This is a genomic window from Aeromonas sp. ASNIH8, assembly GCF_002919855.1.
Lineage (GTDB): Bacteria > Pseudomonadota > Gammaproteobacteria > Enterobacterales > Aeromonadaceae > Aeromonas > Aeromonas caviae.
Genome location: NZ_PQLN01000037.1, coordinates 12,211 through 28,891 on the forward strand (window position 1 = coordinate 12,211; position 16,681 = coordinate 28,891).

The window sequence follows — 16,681 nt, forward strand, 5'->3', positions numbered from 1 at the left end:
ACCACTATATCTGGAGCCCCACCAGAATAGCAGCATCAATCGTCATGAATCGGCTGAACGCCACCGAGCCAGGGAGTTGTCATCCTCCTTGGCTCTGTTTGGTGACGGCGCCGTTCGGGCAAGAAAGACAACAATATCAGCGAAGCAAACAGAGGTATCAGGGTCATGGTGGATCGGGCGAGGCGGTTGGGGCGGTGGTTCTTGGCATTAGATTCCCTGCTGGTGATCCTGGGCTTCTTCGTGGTGATGCCCATGATCAGCCTGCGCTTCGTCGACCAACTGGGCTGGGCCGCCGGTGTGGTCGGACTGGCACTGGGGCTGCGTCAGCTTACCCAGCAAGGGCTGGGGGTCTTTGGCGGCTCCCTCGCCGACAAGTTCGGGGCGCGCCCCCTCATCGTCTGCGGCATGCTGCTGCGGGCGCTGGGGTTTGCCAGCCTGGCCTATGCCCAGAGCGGATTGGAACTGATCCTCTCCTGCATCATCTCGGGGCTGGGTGGCTGCCTGTTCGATCCCCCCCGCGCCGCCCTGGTGATCAAGTTCACCCGGCCACGGGAGCGGGGTCGCTACATCTCCCTGCTGATGATGCTGGAGAGCGCCGGCGCCGTGGTGGGAGCCCTGCTCGGCAGCTGGCTGCTCAACTTCGATTTTGAATATGTCTGCCTGCTGGGTGCCGGCCTGTTCGTCTGCGCCGCCCTGTGCAACCTGCTGATCCTGCCCCCCTACAAGCTTTCGGTGCGTCCGACGCCGATCCGGGACGGCCTCGGCCAGGTACTGGCGGACAAGGCCTTCTGCCGACTGGTGCTGATCTTAAGCGGCTACTACGCGCTCTGGGTGCAGGTCATGCTGATCTTCCCCATTCTCGTCAAACAGATGGCAGGCAGCACCACGGCGGTGGGCTGGATGTACACCCTGGAGACGGCCATCTCCCTGGCCCTGCTCTACCCCCTTGCCCGGTTCGGCGAGCGCCACTTCAAGCTGGAGAACCGCCTGATGGCGGGGGTGCTGCTGATGACCACGGGGATCGGGCTGGTGGCCTTTGCCACCACCTTGCCCGCCGTCTTCCTGCTGCTCGCCTGCTTCTATCTCGGCATCGTTATCGCCGAGCCGGCGCGGGAAACCCTGATGACCAAGCTGGCACAACCGGGGGCGCGGGGCAGCTACATGGGCTTCAGCCGACTGGGACTGGCGCTCGGGGGCATGACGGGTTACGTGGGGGGCGGCGCCCTGCACGACTACGCCATGGCCCAGGGGCAACCCTGGTTGCCCTGGCTGGTGCTCGGCACCGTCGGTGTCACCACCTTGCTGCTGCTGGCCAACTGCTTCCAGCGCGGCTCCCGCCTGGCAGGGGTCAACGCCTGATCCTCTGGTAATCATCCCGTCTACCCCGGGCGCCCTTCTCTTGAAGGGCGCCCTTTTTTCACCTTCATCTTGCATTGCCCTCCCCCTCGTCTGCGTCCATCCACCCGAAAATCCCCCATAAAAAAAGCGGCAGATTGCTCTGCCGCTTTTGCCCAGCCCGCTTGGCTGTTACTTGTTGATATCCAACATGTTGTTTTGCAACATGAAGTCGATCACCTGGTTGGCAGTCGTCCCTGAACCGCCCGTCAGAGTGTCGAAGGTGTGGTTCATCAGCACTATCTCCTGGGTCACCGGCGCGGCACTGCTCTCCTTGACCTGCAGGTGCACCCCTTCATTGTCCTGGAACACCGAGAGCAGACTCTTCAGGTCAGTCGTACTGTGAGAACCATCGTGATCCAGCAGATCGCTCAGATCCAGCTTGTCTTCTTCCAAACGGTTGATGGTGCCTGACCCCTTGTTGAAGTCCATGATGTAATCCTTGGTCAGGGAGCCGGATACTGTATCCCCCTGATTCCAGACGAAGGTATCTGAACCGACGTCACCACGCATTACATCATTGCCTAGCCCGCCGATCAGGATATCGTTCCCCAGACCGCCGCGCAGCCCATCGTTATGACTGCCGCCATCGATGTAGTCGTCACCGGTACCGCCAAACAGGATATCGGAACCTGACTGCCCGTAGATCTTGTCATTGCCGCTGCCACCATTGACCACATCCGCTTTGCTACTGCTGACATCAACACTCAGCAACAGACCGTCGCCATCGAGCATGGCATCGGCACCAGACAAGCTGCCTGTCATGATGTGATGAGCCTTGAGCTGATTTACCGTCAGTTGCAACGAATCGTCGGTACCGAATCCATCAGCCCCGGTTTTGCCTGCATAAATCACATCATTACCGCTGCCGGTTTCGATATGGTCATTGCCTGCACCGCTGCTGACGATCTGGTCGGCACTTCCCTTGTTGTAGCTGGTACCGGCATGTATGTGGTCGGTACCGCCGTTACTGGTAGTGACTTCGCCCAGCAGATTACCGCCGAAGGAAACATCAAGACGGTCAGGATTAGCCGCTCTCTCGCCATTGCGTACCACGATAGAGTCGTTGAGGTCAGTACCATCTACCGTCAGCGGCAGATGAACCGGAACCCCGTTGCTGTCCACCGGATTGACGCTGATGGTCAAGGTGCTGTTGGTGGTATCGCCATCACCATCGCGCACGCTGTAGCTGAACACCTCGCGTGCATCAGCCGGGATCTGGCTGCCATTCTTGGTGACCTGATAGGTATAGGCACCGTTGGCCAGAATGGTCAGTACCCCGTACAGGCCAACTACCTGGGTACCCGCACCATTGGTATAGGTGGTCGAGCTGCTGCCGACTCCGTAGCCAATGACACTCAGACCACCATCAGCACCGGCAAGATCGTTGGCCAGCACATTGCCTGTGGTCTGTGGCAGCTGATAACCAGAACCCTCCACCAACTTGACGATCAGATCGAAGCTGTTGCTGGCATTCTCTTTGGTGTAGATAGTCTTCACCACGTTGCCACCCGCATCGCGGAAACCCAGTACCTCCAGCGTGTATGCCTTACCTTCAAAGTTGAAGGTAGCAGTCGTATTACCGATTGAGATGATGTCATCACCATTCCCCCATCTGTCATTGGGGGTTTCGTTATGATTGAAATTCACAACAAGTTTTATTGGCGTGACCCGTCCCAATGCATCAGTTACGGAGAAAGTAACCTCCATCGTTGCAGCACTGATAGCATCGTTATAAATCGGGTTGTTGTAATGAGTGAATGTGCCCAGTTTGATCTCTTCATTGATCGGAATTGCACCGTTCAACGCGGCATCATTGTCCATGAAACCGTAACCAGAGGGATTGTTACCGCCTCCCCAGCGAATTTGATCCAACCCAGAGTCATTGTCATTAGAGTCCCCTCTAGTCACGGAGGATCCACCTCTCCAATCAGTCCAGTTTGCCTCGATACCACTCACATCAAACGAATCAACCAGAACGCTAACTCGGGCATCATCGACCACTGCAACCGGCACATCGTCACGCACAGCCAAGTCAAACGAGCCAGTGGCAGTCTCAGCTCCAGATTTGCTTACCTCATAGTTGACGGTAAAGCGCAGTTCGTCCTGGCTGGTCAACGCTGTGCTCTGACCATCCACTGTGTGGCTAAGCGGCTTGAGCAGAGTAAAGGTGTAGCTCGGTGGATTGGCACTGTTATCCACCGTCACAGTAAAGGCTACATTGGCGGGGTTGTTACCAAAGTACCCTTTGAGCCCGGCGCCATCCTGAACAACATTGACCGGCTGACCATCAATACCCGTCACCCCGCTCAGACCCGTGATGCCAACAAGTTTGAGTTGTACGCCAGAGACATTGCCACCACTGCCATCAGTCACCTGCAGCGACTGAGTCACAGAAAGCGGGCCGCTAGCAGGCATACCCACAGGCTCAGGCAAGTGTGCATTTCCGCCAGACAAACCATCCTCATCAACCAGACCATTGCTCAGTCGCACAGAGAGATCGTTGTCAGTAATGGTTCCGGCTCCGGTCACACCACCTACTGTCAGAGTCAAGGTTTCAGTCTGTTCTACCAACTTGTCATTCACTGTCGGCACTGACACGGTAAAGCTCGTCACACCAGCTGGTACTGAGATTTTGCCTGTGCTGCTGTTATAGGTAACACCGTGACTGAACTGCAGAGTTCCCCAGTCAGAGTTAGAGGCAGCATGAGTACCACTGCCCGCGATTGAGAGGCTGTACTCAGTCGCTACATTAGTCGCACCACTCAAGGTCACAACATGCTGCAAGGTAGCCCCTTCAACCACAGTGGCACTCAATACACCGGTTACATCAGGGCGCGCCAGCGGGTTGACAGCAAAGCTGCCTTGCGAGCCGTCACCGTCCCGATCATAGGCCTTGAAGGTGAAGTCGATGTCGCCATCACCAACCGGGCGCTGCATCTCTGCATACTGGAAGAATTCCCACTTGCCCGTTGCAGGCGTGAATTGCATCTTGAAGATCAAGCTGCCATCACTGGCCTTGCCAACCATGCTGTTGGCACCTTCCGCGGTAATGGTAATTGCCAGACCAGCTGCCGTTTTCAGACCCGTTTCAACGGTGCCGGTAACCAGCTCCAGACGCCCTTTACCATCAGCTCCCCATTGCGGTGCCACTGTCCCCGAGCCATAGGCAATTGCCTGCGGAGTAGAGGAGCCAAGGAACTCGATAGACTTGACTGTAAAGTCGCTGTTGTCCTTGACGTTGAACGAATTGCCGTTATCGGTTGCTTTGATCACCATGGTGTCAAAACCACCCTGCTGCACTTGGAAGTTCTGGTTGTACTCTCCACCCGCCGCATCCGACCTAAAGGGAAGTGTTGAGATCAGAACTCCATCACGGTAGAACTCGACCACACCACTCTCCAGCTCACCACCGAACATCTTGCTGAACTCGATCTTGGCACCGTAAGCCACAGTGCCAGCATCCAGTTTGATCACCAGCTCTTCAGATACCCCTGAGCCGTCGGCCAGTTTGCGGAAATCGACCTCGTTCTCAATATTGTGGTAAGGGGCTGTCGAGCTCTTGACACCAATGCCTTCGCTCGAGCCATTAACCAGCGCATCAGTCAGAGCAGTAGATGTTGAAGAGAGGAAACCTTTAGCCGTGATGGTGAACTTGCCACCATCAATGCTGGTGCTATTCCCGCTATAGCCGGTCATGCTGAACTTGCCGGTCAATACATCAGGAATACTGGTTTTCACCAGCGAAACCGCGGCAGCATCGCCAGCAATGGGGGCATCGTCCTCCACAGTGATGGGCAGCGAAGCACTCGTAGTACTCTGACCATCAGAAACAGAGACTCCGATGTTGAAACTCAGCGTATCCTCGGCAGTAGTCACCGGATGATCGAGGGCGCCTTTCAGAGTAACGTCATAACCCCAATCTCCTTTGGTACTACCTGCTGGTGCAGTCAGCTTGACATCAAGCACAGCCTTGTAGTCCGCACCACCCAAGGTACCGGTATACCCAGTCAACACCTTGCCTGACGCATCCCAACTCCACTTCACATCCAGCCCGCCAGACTTGAGCCCGGACGGGCCAGAGAGGCTGACCGTCAAGCTACTGCTATCGATATCCGCCACTGTAATAGTGCCGCTAGCGATGGTCGCATTGGTGGTATCAGTATTACCTGTGGTATCAGGCAACCCGTTGGTCAGCCCCTCTTCGGACACCACCGCAGGTTTATTGATCACCACGGTAGGGGGAGCGTCGTTGTCAGTGATGGTGGCCGTGCCGGTCACGGTGCTGCTGGTGCCTGCACCGCTCAGGGTGTAGTTCTCGCTCGCCTCGAACACGGTGTCATTCACGGTGCTCACCTTGACGCTGAAGCTGTCGGTGTTGGCCGGTACCGTCACGTTGAAGGTGCCATCCGCATTGACGTTCACGGTCTGCACCGCCGTGCCGATAGTGACGGTCACCTGGGTGCCGCTGAAGTCGACCCCCTTGGTGGCAGTGCCACTGGCCAGGGTCAGCGTCAGCGTGGTCGGGGTGCTCGAGGTGTTGGTCAGCCCCACCGCAAAGCTGTTGGCATTCCCTTCCACCACTGTGTCACCCACGATGGTTGCCACCTTCGGTGCGCTGTCGTTGTCGGTGATGGTGGCCGTGCCGGTCACGGTGCTGCTGGTGCCTGCACCGCTCAGGGTGTAGTTCTCGCTCGCCTCGAACACAGTGTCATTCACGGTGCTCACCTTGACGCTGAAGCTGTCGGTGTTGGCCGGTACCGTCACGTTGAAGGTGCCATCCGCATTGACGTTCACGGTCTGCACCGCCGTGCCGATAGTGACGGTCACCTGGGTGCCGCTGAAGTCGACCCCCTTGGTGGCAGTGCCACTGGCCAGGGTCAGCGTCAGCGTGGTCGGGGTGCTCGAGGTGTTGGTCAGCCCCACCGCAAAGCTGTTGGCATTCCCTTCCACCACTGTGTCACCCACGATGGTTGCCACCTTCGGTGCGCTGTCGTTGTCGGTGATGGTGGCATTGCCCGTCACACCGGTACTGCCATTGGTGGTCACGCCGCCAGCTTCGGTCACTTTCAGACTGAAGGTTTCATCGCCTTCATAGACGCTGTCCTGGGTGGTGGCCACGGTCACGGTCAGGCTGGTCACGCCCGCCGGGACTGTGACATCGCCATTGGTGGCCACGGTTAAGGTCTGGGTGTCGCCGTTGCCGTCCACATAGGTGACGGTCATGGTGCCAAGGTCACCCGCCTCGGCAGTGCCAAGGTTGAGCCCCAGGTTAATGGTCAGCGGCGCTTCGGTAGCATGGGTCAGGCCCACGGTGAACACCGCGTTGCTGCCTTCAGACACGTCACCGGCATCGGTGACCGACAGGGTCGGACGATCATCGTCCGGGGTGCCGCCGCCCGGTGGGGTGACGGAGCCATCATCAACGATGGTGGCATTGCCCGTCACACCGGTACTGCCATTGGTGGTCACGCCGCCAGCTTCGGTCACTTTCAGACTGAAGGTTTCATCGCCTTCATAGACGCTGTCCTGGGTGGTGGCCACGGTCACGGTCAGGCTGGTCACGCCCGCCGGGACTGTGACATCGCCATTGGTGGCCACGGTTAAGGTCTGGGTGTCGCCGTTGCCGTCCACATAGGTGACGGTCATGGTGCCAAGGTCACCCGCCTCGGCAGTGCCAAGGTTGAGCCCCAGGTTAATGGTCAGCGGCGCTTCGGTAGCATGGGTCAGGCCCACGGTGAACACCGCGTTGCTGCCTTCAGACACGTCACCGGCATCGGTGACCGACAGGGTCGGACGGTCTGCTTCATCAGTGATAATTGTCTTGATATTCGCATCTGACAGATCCAGTTTTTCAAAACCTAACGTGCCTATTGGCACTTGAATACCACTGACAGAGACATCAAAACTTTCATTTCCTTCATATATGAAGTCGGCCAAGGTAGAAATACTAAATGTTGCTGTCTTACCATCAGCACCAATAACCGCTTGGGTAGTCTCGGTGATGTCAGCACCACTGGCAGTGGTGTAGGTGTAACTCAGAGTCACGATGCTACCTGCCGGCGCGGCATCGCTCAGGGTCACGATGTAGGTCACCGTGCTCTCGCCTTCCACTACGCTCCCCGGCCCACGCAGAGTCACGGTGGTCACGTCACTGTCATCCACGACTGTATTGGTGATAGTGCCAGTGCTAACCAAATTCTCGTAATTGCCGCCGCTAGTCTTGTCGATAGTGACGCTCAGTGACTCTTCACCTTGCTGATAAATGTCATCTCCACGAACCGGTACCGGTTCACTGTTGGCACTGCTGCTGCCCACTGGAATGGTGATCACCACCCCGTTGGAGAGGGTCACGGTCAGCGGGCTGCCGGTCACCGGGTTGCTGACACTGGCGGTGTAGACAATGCTGCCGCCCTCGGTCACGGTCTGGCCGTTGGTGGCCGAGCTCAGGGTCACGGTGGTAGTGTCGACAGTGTCGACCACCTCGGTGGTCACCTTGCTGCTGGTGTCCAGCTGCTCGTAGTTGCCACCGCTGCTGCCGGTGATGCTCACCGTCAGGCTGCTGCCATCGTTGTAAACGTCGTCTCTCGGGGCATCGACCGTCACGCTGCCGCTCAGCTCGCCCGCCTTGATGGTGATGCTGGCGCCGTTGGACAGGGTCAGCACCAGATCGCTTTGCGGGGCGTTATTGACGCTGGCGCTGTAGGTGATTTGGCCCCCTTCGTTGACCTGCGCCGGGGCGCCCAGGGTCACGGTGGTGGTGTCGACAGTGTCGTTAATCTGGGTAGTCGTTGAAGGTCCAGTGATAATCTGGTTGAAACCACCGCCCTGAGTACCGGTAATCGAAACGGTGATCGTTGACGGGTCGACATAAGGGCTGTCTGCTGGAGCAGCAACAGTGACTGAACCGGAACTCTGGCCGACGGGAATGGTGATCACTGCACCATTTGACAGCTGAATAACCAAGTCAGAACCAAAAACAGGTTCATCTAATGTCGCAGTAAAGGTGATAAACCCACCTTCATTCACCTGTGCATCTGCACTCAAGACAAGGTTGGCGGAGGTAAAAAGGGGATCATCTTCACCAACGGCTTCAAGCGGTGGCTCACCATTGGCGTTGTAGGTGGTATCGAAAGTGGCTTCAGCAATGGTTGCGGAACCGGTACGGTCGATGGTGACAAAACCGCCGTTGCCACTGGCACCGGCGACGCCCCCAATACCGCCACCACCGGCAGCAGGTGCACCGCCTGCGGCAGAGGCTTCAAAGGCCTGGGTCGGGTCCGCGCCACCCAAGATCGCCTGTTGCAAGGCACTGATATCATCAGGAGTACCTGCAGCGCCGTTTTGCGCCAGCTGGGGAGCATCTCCCTCTTCGGCAGGCTCACTCTGCTCGCTGGCTGGTTGCACATTGAATGACTGTCCGCCGCCCATGAAACTGGCGCCATCCGGCGACATGATCACCGCCCCTTTCGGCAGCACATCACCTTCAGCCAACAGCTTCCGGCTGCCATCTGCGGCAACCAGATAAATTTGTCCTTTAAGTTGGGTTACGGTTACGCCCTGTTCCAAGGTAACGGCATTGGTGATCATGTTCTCTCCTGAATCCTGATTTGAATGCAATAAGCCACAGCCTACTTTGCAGACTGAGGGAAAAAATAACCAGCTCGAAAATTCGAAAGGATAGACCGATTTGAGGCTGAACTGTTCAGCCAGACAGAAGTGTGTAAAACGAGGTTGCGAGAATGGCAAAAACCAAAATTATCAATAAATTACAGAATGATGACGGGAGCATGACAAAGCATGCTCCCGTCAGGATTAACCCTAGGCCCCCGCCCAGAGGATGATAGCCAGCAGCTGTGGCGAGATGATCCGCAGGAACATAACCAGCGGGTAGACAGTAGCGTATGAGAGCGCACTGGCGCCACTGGTCGGGTGCATGGCGTTGGCAAAGGCCAGCGCGGGAGGATCTGTCATGGAGCCGGCCAGCAAGCCGCACAGGGTCAGATAGTTCATCTTGCCGTAGAGGCGCGCCAGCACACCGACTACCAGCAGCGGGATCAGGGTAATCGCCATACCGTAGAGCATCCAGGCTGGGCCATCACCGTTGATCAGGGTATCGACGAAGCCGGCACCGGACTTGAAGCCGACCACCGCCAGAAACAGCACGATCCCGATCTCCCGCAGCGCCAGGTTGGCGCTGGGTGGCATGAACCAGTAGAGCTTGCCGATGCTGCCGATCCGCGACAGGATCAGCGCCACCACCAGTGGCCCACCCGCCAGACCCAATTTGAGAGCGGCCGGGAAACCGGGCAGGTAGAAGGGGATGGAGCCGAGCAATACGCCAAGGCCAATCCCGATAAATACCGGCAACATCTGCACCTGCTGCAGTTTTTGCTGCACGTTGCCGACCACATTGGTGACAGCTTCGATGGCATCGAGGCGCCCCACCAGGTTGAGAATATCGCCAAACTGCAGGCTGGTCTGACTGGTCGGCACCAGTTCGATACCGGCACGGTTGAGGCGCGAGATCACCACGTCATAGCGTTGTTTGATATCCAGATCGCGGATCTTCTTGCCAAGAACCTGCTCGTTGGTCACCACAACCCGCTCGACTCGCAGATCGGTGCCGCGGGTCGAGAGCGAGGTCTCCACCTCCTCCCCCAACACCAGCAACACCTTGTGCAGCGCATGGCGCTCACCCACCAGGTGCAGCAAGTCACCCAGTTCGATACGGGATTCCGGCCGTGGCACCATCAGCTCGTCGCCACGCTTGAGCCGTGAACAGATGACATCGGACTCGTCGAGACTCGGGATCTCGCTCAGCATCAGGCCGTGCATGTTGGGATTGCGCACCGCGATGTTGATGGTCTGCAAGCTCTCCTTGGTTTTACCGGTTTGTAGCTCGAACTGGGCGGCTTCATCGTCGATCTTGATGCGAAAGAAGACCCTGACCAGCCACATGGTGAGCAAAATGCCACAGATACCAAACGGATAGGCAACCGCATATCCCATCCCCATCAGGCCGGTAGAACCGGGCGCGGCGCCCAGCTCGGCCAGGATCTGCTGGCCCGCACCGAGAGATGGCGTATTGGTGACGGCACCGGAGAAGACCCCCAGAATGACCGGCAACGGCACATCGAAAAATTGATGCAAGCCAGCGGCCACCACGCAGCCAAGGATGACCAGCAAGGCGGCAAAGGCGTTGAGTTTGAGACCCGAACTGCGCAATGACGAGAAGAAACCCGGCCCGACCTGGATGCCGATGGTATAGACAAACAGGATCAGGCCGAATTCTTGAATAAAGTGAAGCGTTTGTGCATCCAGCGCGAGATCGGAGGCGCCTGCAAAGTGACCCACAATGATGCCACCGAACAGCACCCCCCCTATTCCCAAGCCAACGCCATAGACTCGCCAGTTTCCCAGCCAGAGTCCTAGCACTGCCACCAGCGACAACATGCTGATGGAAAGCGCGATTTCACTCATTTCGTGCATCCTTTGCGAATTGAACTGGCCCTAGCTTGTCAGCAAACGCTGATGCCAACTGTGTGATACCGCACGAATTTATCCTTTTACGCGCTAAAAATACCAATTAAGGGCTAGTTGCAAGACGTTAGGCGACGTAGCCGTAAATGGCCATAAAGTGACAAACGCTGCCACCCAGCACAAAGAGATGCCAGATGGCGTGGTTATAGGGGATCTGCTTGGCCACATAGAAGATGACCCCGAGGCTGTAGATAAGGCCGCCAAGCCCGAGCAGCAGCAGCCCCTCACCGGCCAGATGGATATAGAGCTGGTAGATGACCACCAGCGACAGCCAACCCAGCATCAGGTAGGTAAAGAGCGACAACTTCTTGAAACGGTTAATAAACACCAGCTTGAACGCCACCCCAGCCAGCGCCAGGGCCCAGATCACCACCATCAAGCCCTTCGCCAGCGGCGTATCGAGCGCCACCAGCAGGAAGGGGGTATAGGTGCCGGCAATCAGCAGATAGATGGCGCAGTGATCAAACACCTTGCACCAGCGTCTGGCCCGCCCTTCCGCCATGCTGTGGTAGAGGGTCGAGGCGAGATAGAGCAGCACCAGACTGCCGCCATAAAGGCTGTAGCTCACCAGCGCCTGCGTACCCTGCCCCCATCCCTTGATGAGCAACAGCACCAGCCCGACAATCCCCAGCAACAATCCCGCACCGTGACTCAGCCGGTTTGCCAGCTCCTCCCGGGGGGAGTAATCCATCACACCACTCATAACATCGACTCCACAATAACTGTGGCTCACTCTACCCAGCGCCATTTCGGAGTACAAGTGTTCGCTTAAAAAATGGAGTGGCTGTCACCTGCCAACCTTTGGTGTATGCTCTGCCGCCGATGCCCGAGACAAGCGGCATAGACACCTACCCCGGTGACCTGGTCTGGAGAACCTGATGAAGTTGACTGAGCTGTTTGCACAAGCGGATCCCGCCTTTGGCGAGGCGATGAACACCTTGCTGGAGAGCTTCCACCACTCCGACGACAGTCAGGCCCCCTATCAGCGCGACCTGTTCACCCACCAGCTCGATCAATCCCGCATGCCTGCAGTCGGCCAATCTATCGAGGAGTATCTGGCGCGGCTGGCTACTCTGGTGCCCGGTGCCTCGCACCTCACCTCGCCACGCTACATGGGCCATATGACGGCGCCACTGCCAGCCTATACCGCCGAGCTGTCGCGCCTGCTGGTGATGCTCAACCAGAATCCGATGAAGATGGAGTCCTCCCGCCTGCTCAGCTTTCTGGAGCGAGAGGTGCTGGCCAAGCTGCACCGCCTCATCTATGGCCGGGACGATGCCTTCTACGGCGAGCAGATGCATGCCAAGGATGCCGCCCTCGGCGTCATGACCAGCGGCGGCACCATCGCCAACGTCACGGCACTGTGGCTGGCCCGCAACCGCGCCTGTGGCGACAACCTGTTCGCCCTCTATGAGCAGGGCTATCGGGGCGCCGTCATTCTCGGTTCACGCCTGATGCACTACTCCTTCGACAAGGGAATGGATCTGCTGGGACTGGGCGCCCGCAGCGTCTGGCGCCTTGAGACCGACGAGCAGAACCGGCTCAGTCTGGCTGCGCTGGAGCAGGCGCTGATCCAGTGCAAAGAGCAGAAATTGAAAGTACTGGCATTGGTCGGCGTGGCAGGCAGTACCGACTTTGGCTCCATCGATCCCCTGCCTGAGCTGGCCGCCATAGCCGAGCGCGAGCAGATCCACTTCCACGTGGATGCCGCCTGGGGTGGCCCGACCCTCTTCTCCCCCCGCTATCAAGGTTTGCTGGCCGGAATAGAGCAGGCCGACACCGTCACCCTCGATGGCCACAAGCAACTGCTGGTGCCGCTTGGTACCGGCATGCTGCTCTGCCGCCAGCCCGACCTGATGATGGCGGTCAAGCGGGAGGCGCCCTACGCCATTCGTGCCACCTCGTTCGATCAGGGTCGCTTTACCCTGGAGGGCACCCGCCCGGCCAATGCCCTCTATCTGGATGCCGCTTTCCAACTCTTCGGCCAGCAAGGTTACGCCGAGCTTATCGAAGCCAACTACGACCGCGCCCGGCTGATGGCAGATCTCATCGAAAGTGACCCCGCCTTCGAGCTGATGTCGGCACCGGTGATGAACCTGCTCTCCTACCGCTGCATCCCGCCCCACCTGCAGGGCAAGGTGCTGGATGAGACGGCCAATGCGCAGATCAACGACTTCAACGTGGCACTGCAAAAAGCCCAGCGGGCCGAGGGGCACAGCTTTGTCTCACGTACCCAGCGCGCAGTGTCCCGCTATGGCGAGCAACCACTCACGCTGCTGCGCGCCGTCCTGCTCAACCCCCTCATCAAGGAAGCAGACATACGCGCATTGCTGGACGATCAGGTGCGCCTTGGCAACCAGATTGCCAGCCAGCTGTTCGAGTAACCCGCCGCCCCGGGAAAGAACTGCCTGCAGCATGGACGGTCTTATTCATTTGCCGTTGTCTGACGGGCAGGTACACTGAGTGAAATTTTGAGGTTAGAGCCCAGCATGAAGCAGTTTATCGAGTTCATCCCCCTGATCGTCTTCTTCGCGGTCTACAAGTTTTACGACATCTACACCGCCACTGGCGCCCTGGTGGTCGTCACCGGCCTGCAACTCCTGTACAGCTGGCTTCGCTATCGCCGGGTCGAGAAGATGCAGTTGTTCACCTTCGTGCTGGTCGGTTTCTTCGGCGGCCTCACCGTCTTCTTCCACGACGATGCCTTTATCAAGTGGAAGGTGACCGTCATCAATGTGCTCTTTGCCCTCGCCCTGCTCATCGGCCGCTATGGCTTTGGCAAGAACCTCATCAAGCAGATGCTGGGCAAGGAGCTCCAAGCCCCCGACCGGGTCTGGGACAACGTCAATCTCGGCTGGGTCGGCTTCTTCACCCTGTGCGGTCTGCTCAACCTCTACGTGGCCTTCAACCTCTCCCAGGAGATGTGGGTCAACTTCAAGGTGTTCGGCCTGCTGGGCATGACCCTGGTCTTCACCCTGCTCAGCGGCGTCTATCTCTATCGCCACATGCCGGCCGAGCAGAACGCAGAACAGAAAAAATAACCGCAACCAGAAAGGGATTGTTCCATGTGGTATCTGATCTACTCCGAAGATGTCGCGGGCAGCCTGCCCCAGCGCAAGCTGGCACGCCCTGCCCACCTGGCCCGCCTGCAAGCCTTGCAGGATGAGGGCCGCCTGCTGACGGCCGGCCCCAACCCGGCCATCGATGCCGAGGATCCGGCCGATGCGGGCTTCACCGGCAGCACCGTCATCGCCGACTTTGCCAGTCAGGCCGACGCCCAGGCCTGGGCCGATGCGGACCCCTATGTTGCGGCAGGGGTCTACGCCAGAGTGACCATCAAACCGTTCAAGAAAGTCTTCTGAGCCCATCGAGGCTGACAAGAAAAAGGCCGGACACTGTCCGGCCTTTTCGTATCCGATGGTGACTCATGCCCTGGCCACAAACCAGGGATTGAGGATATCGGGCTTGTTGTAGCAAAGCGGCGAACCATCGAGCTGGGTGACGCTGCCCCCCGCCCCTTCCAGTACCGCCTGAGCTGCCCCCGTATCCCACTCGCAGGTCGGTGCGAGCCGCGGGTAAAGCTCGGCCTCCCCCTCGGCAATGATGCAAAACTTGAGAGAGCTGCCCATGGAAACCAGCTCGATCTCGCCCCGCTCCAGTTCGCCAAAACGGGCCAGATACTCGAGTGTCTCCTGCGACAGGTGATTGCGACTGCCCACCACGCGCCACACTTGCCCAGCGTCATGAGGGCGGGTCTGGATGGCCTCGTGCCTGCCATCAGCCACACGCCAGGCGCCAATCCCCTTGCCCCCATACCAGAGCTTGTCCAGTACCGGGGCATAGACCAGCCCCCAGCGCGGGGTCCCCTGTTCAATCAGGGCGATATTCACCGTGAACTCGCCGTTGCGGGAGACAAACTCCTTGGTGCCATCCAAAGGATCCACCAACCAGTAACGGGACCAGCCGAGTCGCGCAGCCATCACCTCGGGGGAGGACTCTTCCGACAACACCGGGATATCGGGAGTGAGACGGGCCAGCGCCTGAACGATCACCTCGTGGGCCCCCTTGTCCGCCGCCGTCAGCGGGCTCTCGTCCTGCTTGTACTCCACCGCAAAGGGCTGGCTGTAGATGGACATGATGGCCTCACCGGCAGCGCGGGCGATGGGCTCCAGTTCGGAAATGGCGGGTAGATACATGGAAAAGAGTTCTCGCTCAAAGGGTTGGTCAGTGTAACCGAGTGAGTATCTTCGGCTTATAGCCGTTTGCACTGACTTATACAGTGTCAAAACTGACAGACAAAAAGTGGCGCAACACAGCTAATGATAAATGTGATACTAACGCCACATAAGGACATGACGATATGAACAAGAAGACCCTGATCGCCGCACTGCTGCTGGGCTGCCTCCCCCTGTTGAGCCAACCTCTGCTGGCCGCCGACAAGGCGGCGACCAAGCCTGTGGCCACCACCCAAGTCAAGGAGAGCGGCAAGATCAATCTCAATACCGCCAGTGCCGGCGAGCTCACCGCCCTGAAGGGCATTGGCGAGAAGAAGGCACAGGCCATCATCGACCACAGGGAGAAGCAGGGCAAGTTCACCTCCGTCGATCAACTGGCGGACGTCAGTGGCATCGGACCTGCCACGCTGGAAGCAAACCGGGACATGATTATCGTCAAGTAACCGGTTTGAATCCCTGTCATCCCAAGGGCAGCCTGTGGCTGCCCTATTTTTCTTCGGGTATCATGAGCCCACTTTGTATCTTCGGACTCACTCCATGAAAAAGACACCGCTCGTTGTTCGCAAGGCCGTTCTCCCCGTTGCCGGTCTGGGTACCCGCATGCTGCCCGCCACCAAGGCCATCCCCAAGGAGATGCTGCCCGTGGTCGACAAGCCGCTGATCCAGTATGTGGTGCGCGAAGCCATCGCCGCCGGCATCAAGGAGATCATCCTGGTGACCCATTCAAGCAAGAACTCCATCGAGAACCACTTCGACAAGAGCTTCGAGCTGGAGGCGACCCTGGAGAAGCGGGTCAAGCGCCAACTGCTGGAAGAGGTTCAGCACATCTGTCCCAAAGACGTCACCATCATGCACGTGCGTCAAGGGGAAGCAAAAGGCCTGGGTCATGCAGTACTGTGTGCCCGCCCCCTCATCGGGGATCAACCCTTCGCCGTTCTGCTGCCGGATGTGCTCATCGACGAGGTGGCCAGCGATCTGAAGCAGGACAACCTGGCGGAGATGGTGCATCTGTTCGAAGAGGAGCAGATCAGCCAGATCATGGTGGAAGCCGTCCCCGAGAGCGAAGTGGACAAATACGGCATCGCCGACATCAAGGGGGAGGCCCTGAGCGAAGGCATGTCCCTGCCGATGCAGGCCATCGTCGAGAAGCCGCCCCGGGATGAAGCCCCGTCCAACCTGGCCGTGGTCGGTCGCTATGTGCTCTCGGCCAATATCTGGCCCTTGCTGGAAAAAACCCCGGCCGGCGCCGGCGACGAGATCCAGCTGACCGATGCCATCGCCATGCTGATGGAAAAGGAGCAGGTCAATGCCTACTTCATGAAGGGACGCAGCCACGATTGCGGCAGCAAGCTCGGTTACATGAAGGCCAATGTGGAATACGCCGTGCGCCATCGGGAACTCAGCAAAGAATTCACCAGCTGGCTGAAGCAGTTTGCCAAAGAGCTGTAATCTCTGAATATTTACAAGATAAGCAGAATAAAAAACTGGGCATCATTCGATGCCCTTTT

Annotated in this window: 10 protein-coding genes; 6 read left to right on the forward strand and 4 right to left on the reverse strand. The window is 58.3% G+C overall.

From position 1 onward, the window contains the following. Positions 1-165 precede the first annotated feature (165 nt). Complete coding sequence (gene mdtH, locus C3418_RS11470) at positions 166-1,359, forward strand: multidrug efflux MFS transporter MdtH (protein WP_029314794.1); 1,194 nt, start codon at positions 166-168, stop codon at positions 1,357-1,359. A gap of 168 nt (positions 1,360-1,527) precedes the next feature. Here the strand turns inward: mdtH and C3418_RS24385 are convergent, their stop codons facing one another. The 3 genes from C3418_RS24385 to C3418_RS11485 all read right to left on the reverse strand — a co-directional run bounded on the left by C3418_RS24385 (position 1,528) and on the right by C3418_RS11485 (position 11,641). Further along, on the reverse strand, positions 1,528-8,985 hold the full coding sequence (locus C3418_RS24385) for a retention module-containing protein (RefSeq protein WP_181023094.1): 7,458 nt from the start codon (positions 8,983-8,985) through the stop codon (positions 1,528-1,530). A 231-nt stretch (positions 8,986-9,216) separates the two neighbouring features. Continuing rightward, positions 9,217-10,878 carry a putative transporter gene (locus C3418_RS11480; protein ID WP_005335335.1) on the reverse strand — a complete coding sequence of 554 codons (1,662 nt, stop codon included), beginning with the start codon at positions 10,876-10,878 and terminating at the stop codon, positions 9,217-9,219. 127 nt (positions 10,879-11,005) lie between these two features. Further along, entirely contained in the window at positions 11,006-11,641 is a 636-nt protein-coding gene (locus C3418_RS11485; protein ID WP_058056972.1) for a hemolysin III family protein, read from the reverse strand. A gap of 175 nt (positions 11,642-11,816) precedes the next feature. Between C3418_RS11485 and C3418_RS11490 the strand changes: the two genes are divergently transcribed. The 3 genes from C3418_RS11490 (at position 11,817) to C3418_RS11500 (ending at position 14,300) form a co-directional block, all read left to right on the forward strand. Then, positions 11,817-13,322 carry an aminotransferase class V-fold PLP-dependent enzyme gene (locus C3418_RS11490; protein ID WP_103858540.1) on the forward strand — a complete coding sequence of 502 codons (1,506 nt, stop codon included), beginning with the start codon at positions 11,817-11,819 and terminating at the stop codon, positions 13,320-13,322. Positions 13,323-13,427: 105 nt separating this feature from the next. Next, complete coding sequence (locus tag C3418_RS11495) at positions 13,428-13,979, forward strand: septation protein A (RefSeq protein WP_010675538.1); 552 nt, start codon at positions 13,428-13,430, stop codon at positions 13,977-13,979. Between the two features lie 24 nt (positions 13,980-14,003). Beyond that, positions 14,004-14,300 carry a YciI family protein gene (locus C3418_RS11500; RefSeq protein WP_010675539.1) on the forward strand — a complete coding sequence of 99 codons (297 nt, stop codon included), beginning with the start codon at positions 14,004-14,006 and terminating at the stop codon, positions 14,298-14,300. Between the two features lie 63 nt (positions 14,301-14,363). On the opposite strand, the gene cysQ is transcribed toward C3418_RS11500, so the two are convergent. Further along, entirely contained in the window at positions 14,364-15,134 is a 771-nt protein-coding gene (gene cysQ, locus C3418_RS11505) for a 3'(2'),5'-bisphosphate nucleotidase CysQ (protein ID WP_103858541.1), read from the reverse strand. Positions 15,135-15,298: 164 nt separating this feature from the next. On the opposite strand from cysQ, the gene C3418_RS11510 reads away from it, so the two are divergent. Together C3418_RS11510 and galU are read left to right on the forward strand one after the other, a co-directional pair. Beyond that, positions 15,299-15,616, forward strand: a complete 318-nt coding sequence (locus C3418_RS11510) for a ComEA family DNA-binding protein (RefSeq protein ID WP_041213860.1) — start codon at positions 15,299-15,301, stop codon at positions 15,614-15,616. A gap of 94 nt (positions 15,617-15,710) precedes the next feature. Then, positions 15,711-16,622 (forward strand): UTP--glucose-1-phosphate uridylyltransferase GalU, encoded by a 912-nt coding sequence (gene galU / locus C3418_RS11515; RefSeq protein WP_010675542.1) that lies wholly within the window; start codon positions 15,711-15,713, stop codon positions 16,620-16,622. The last annotated feature ends 59 nt before the right edge of the window (positions 16,623-16,681 follow it).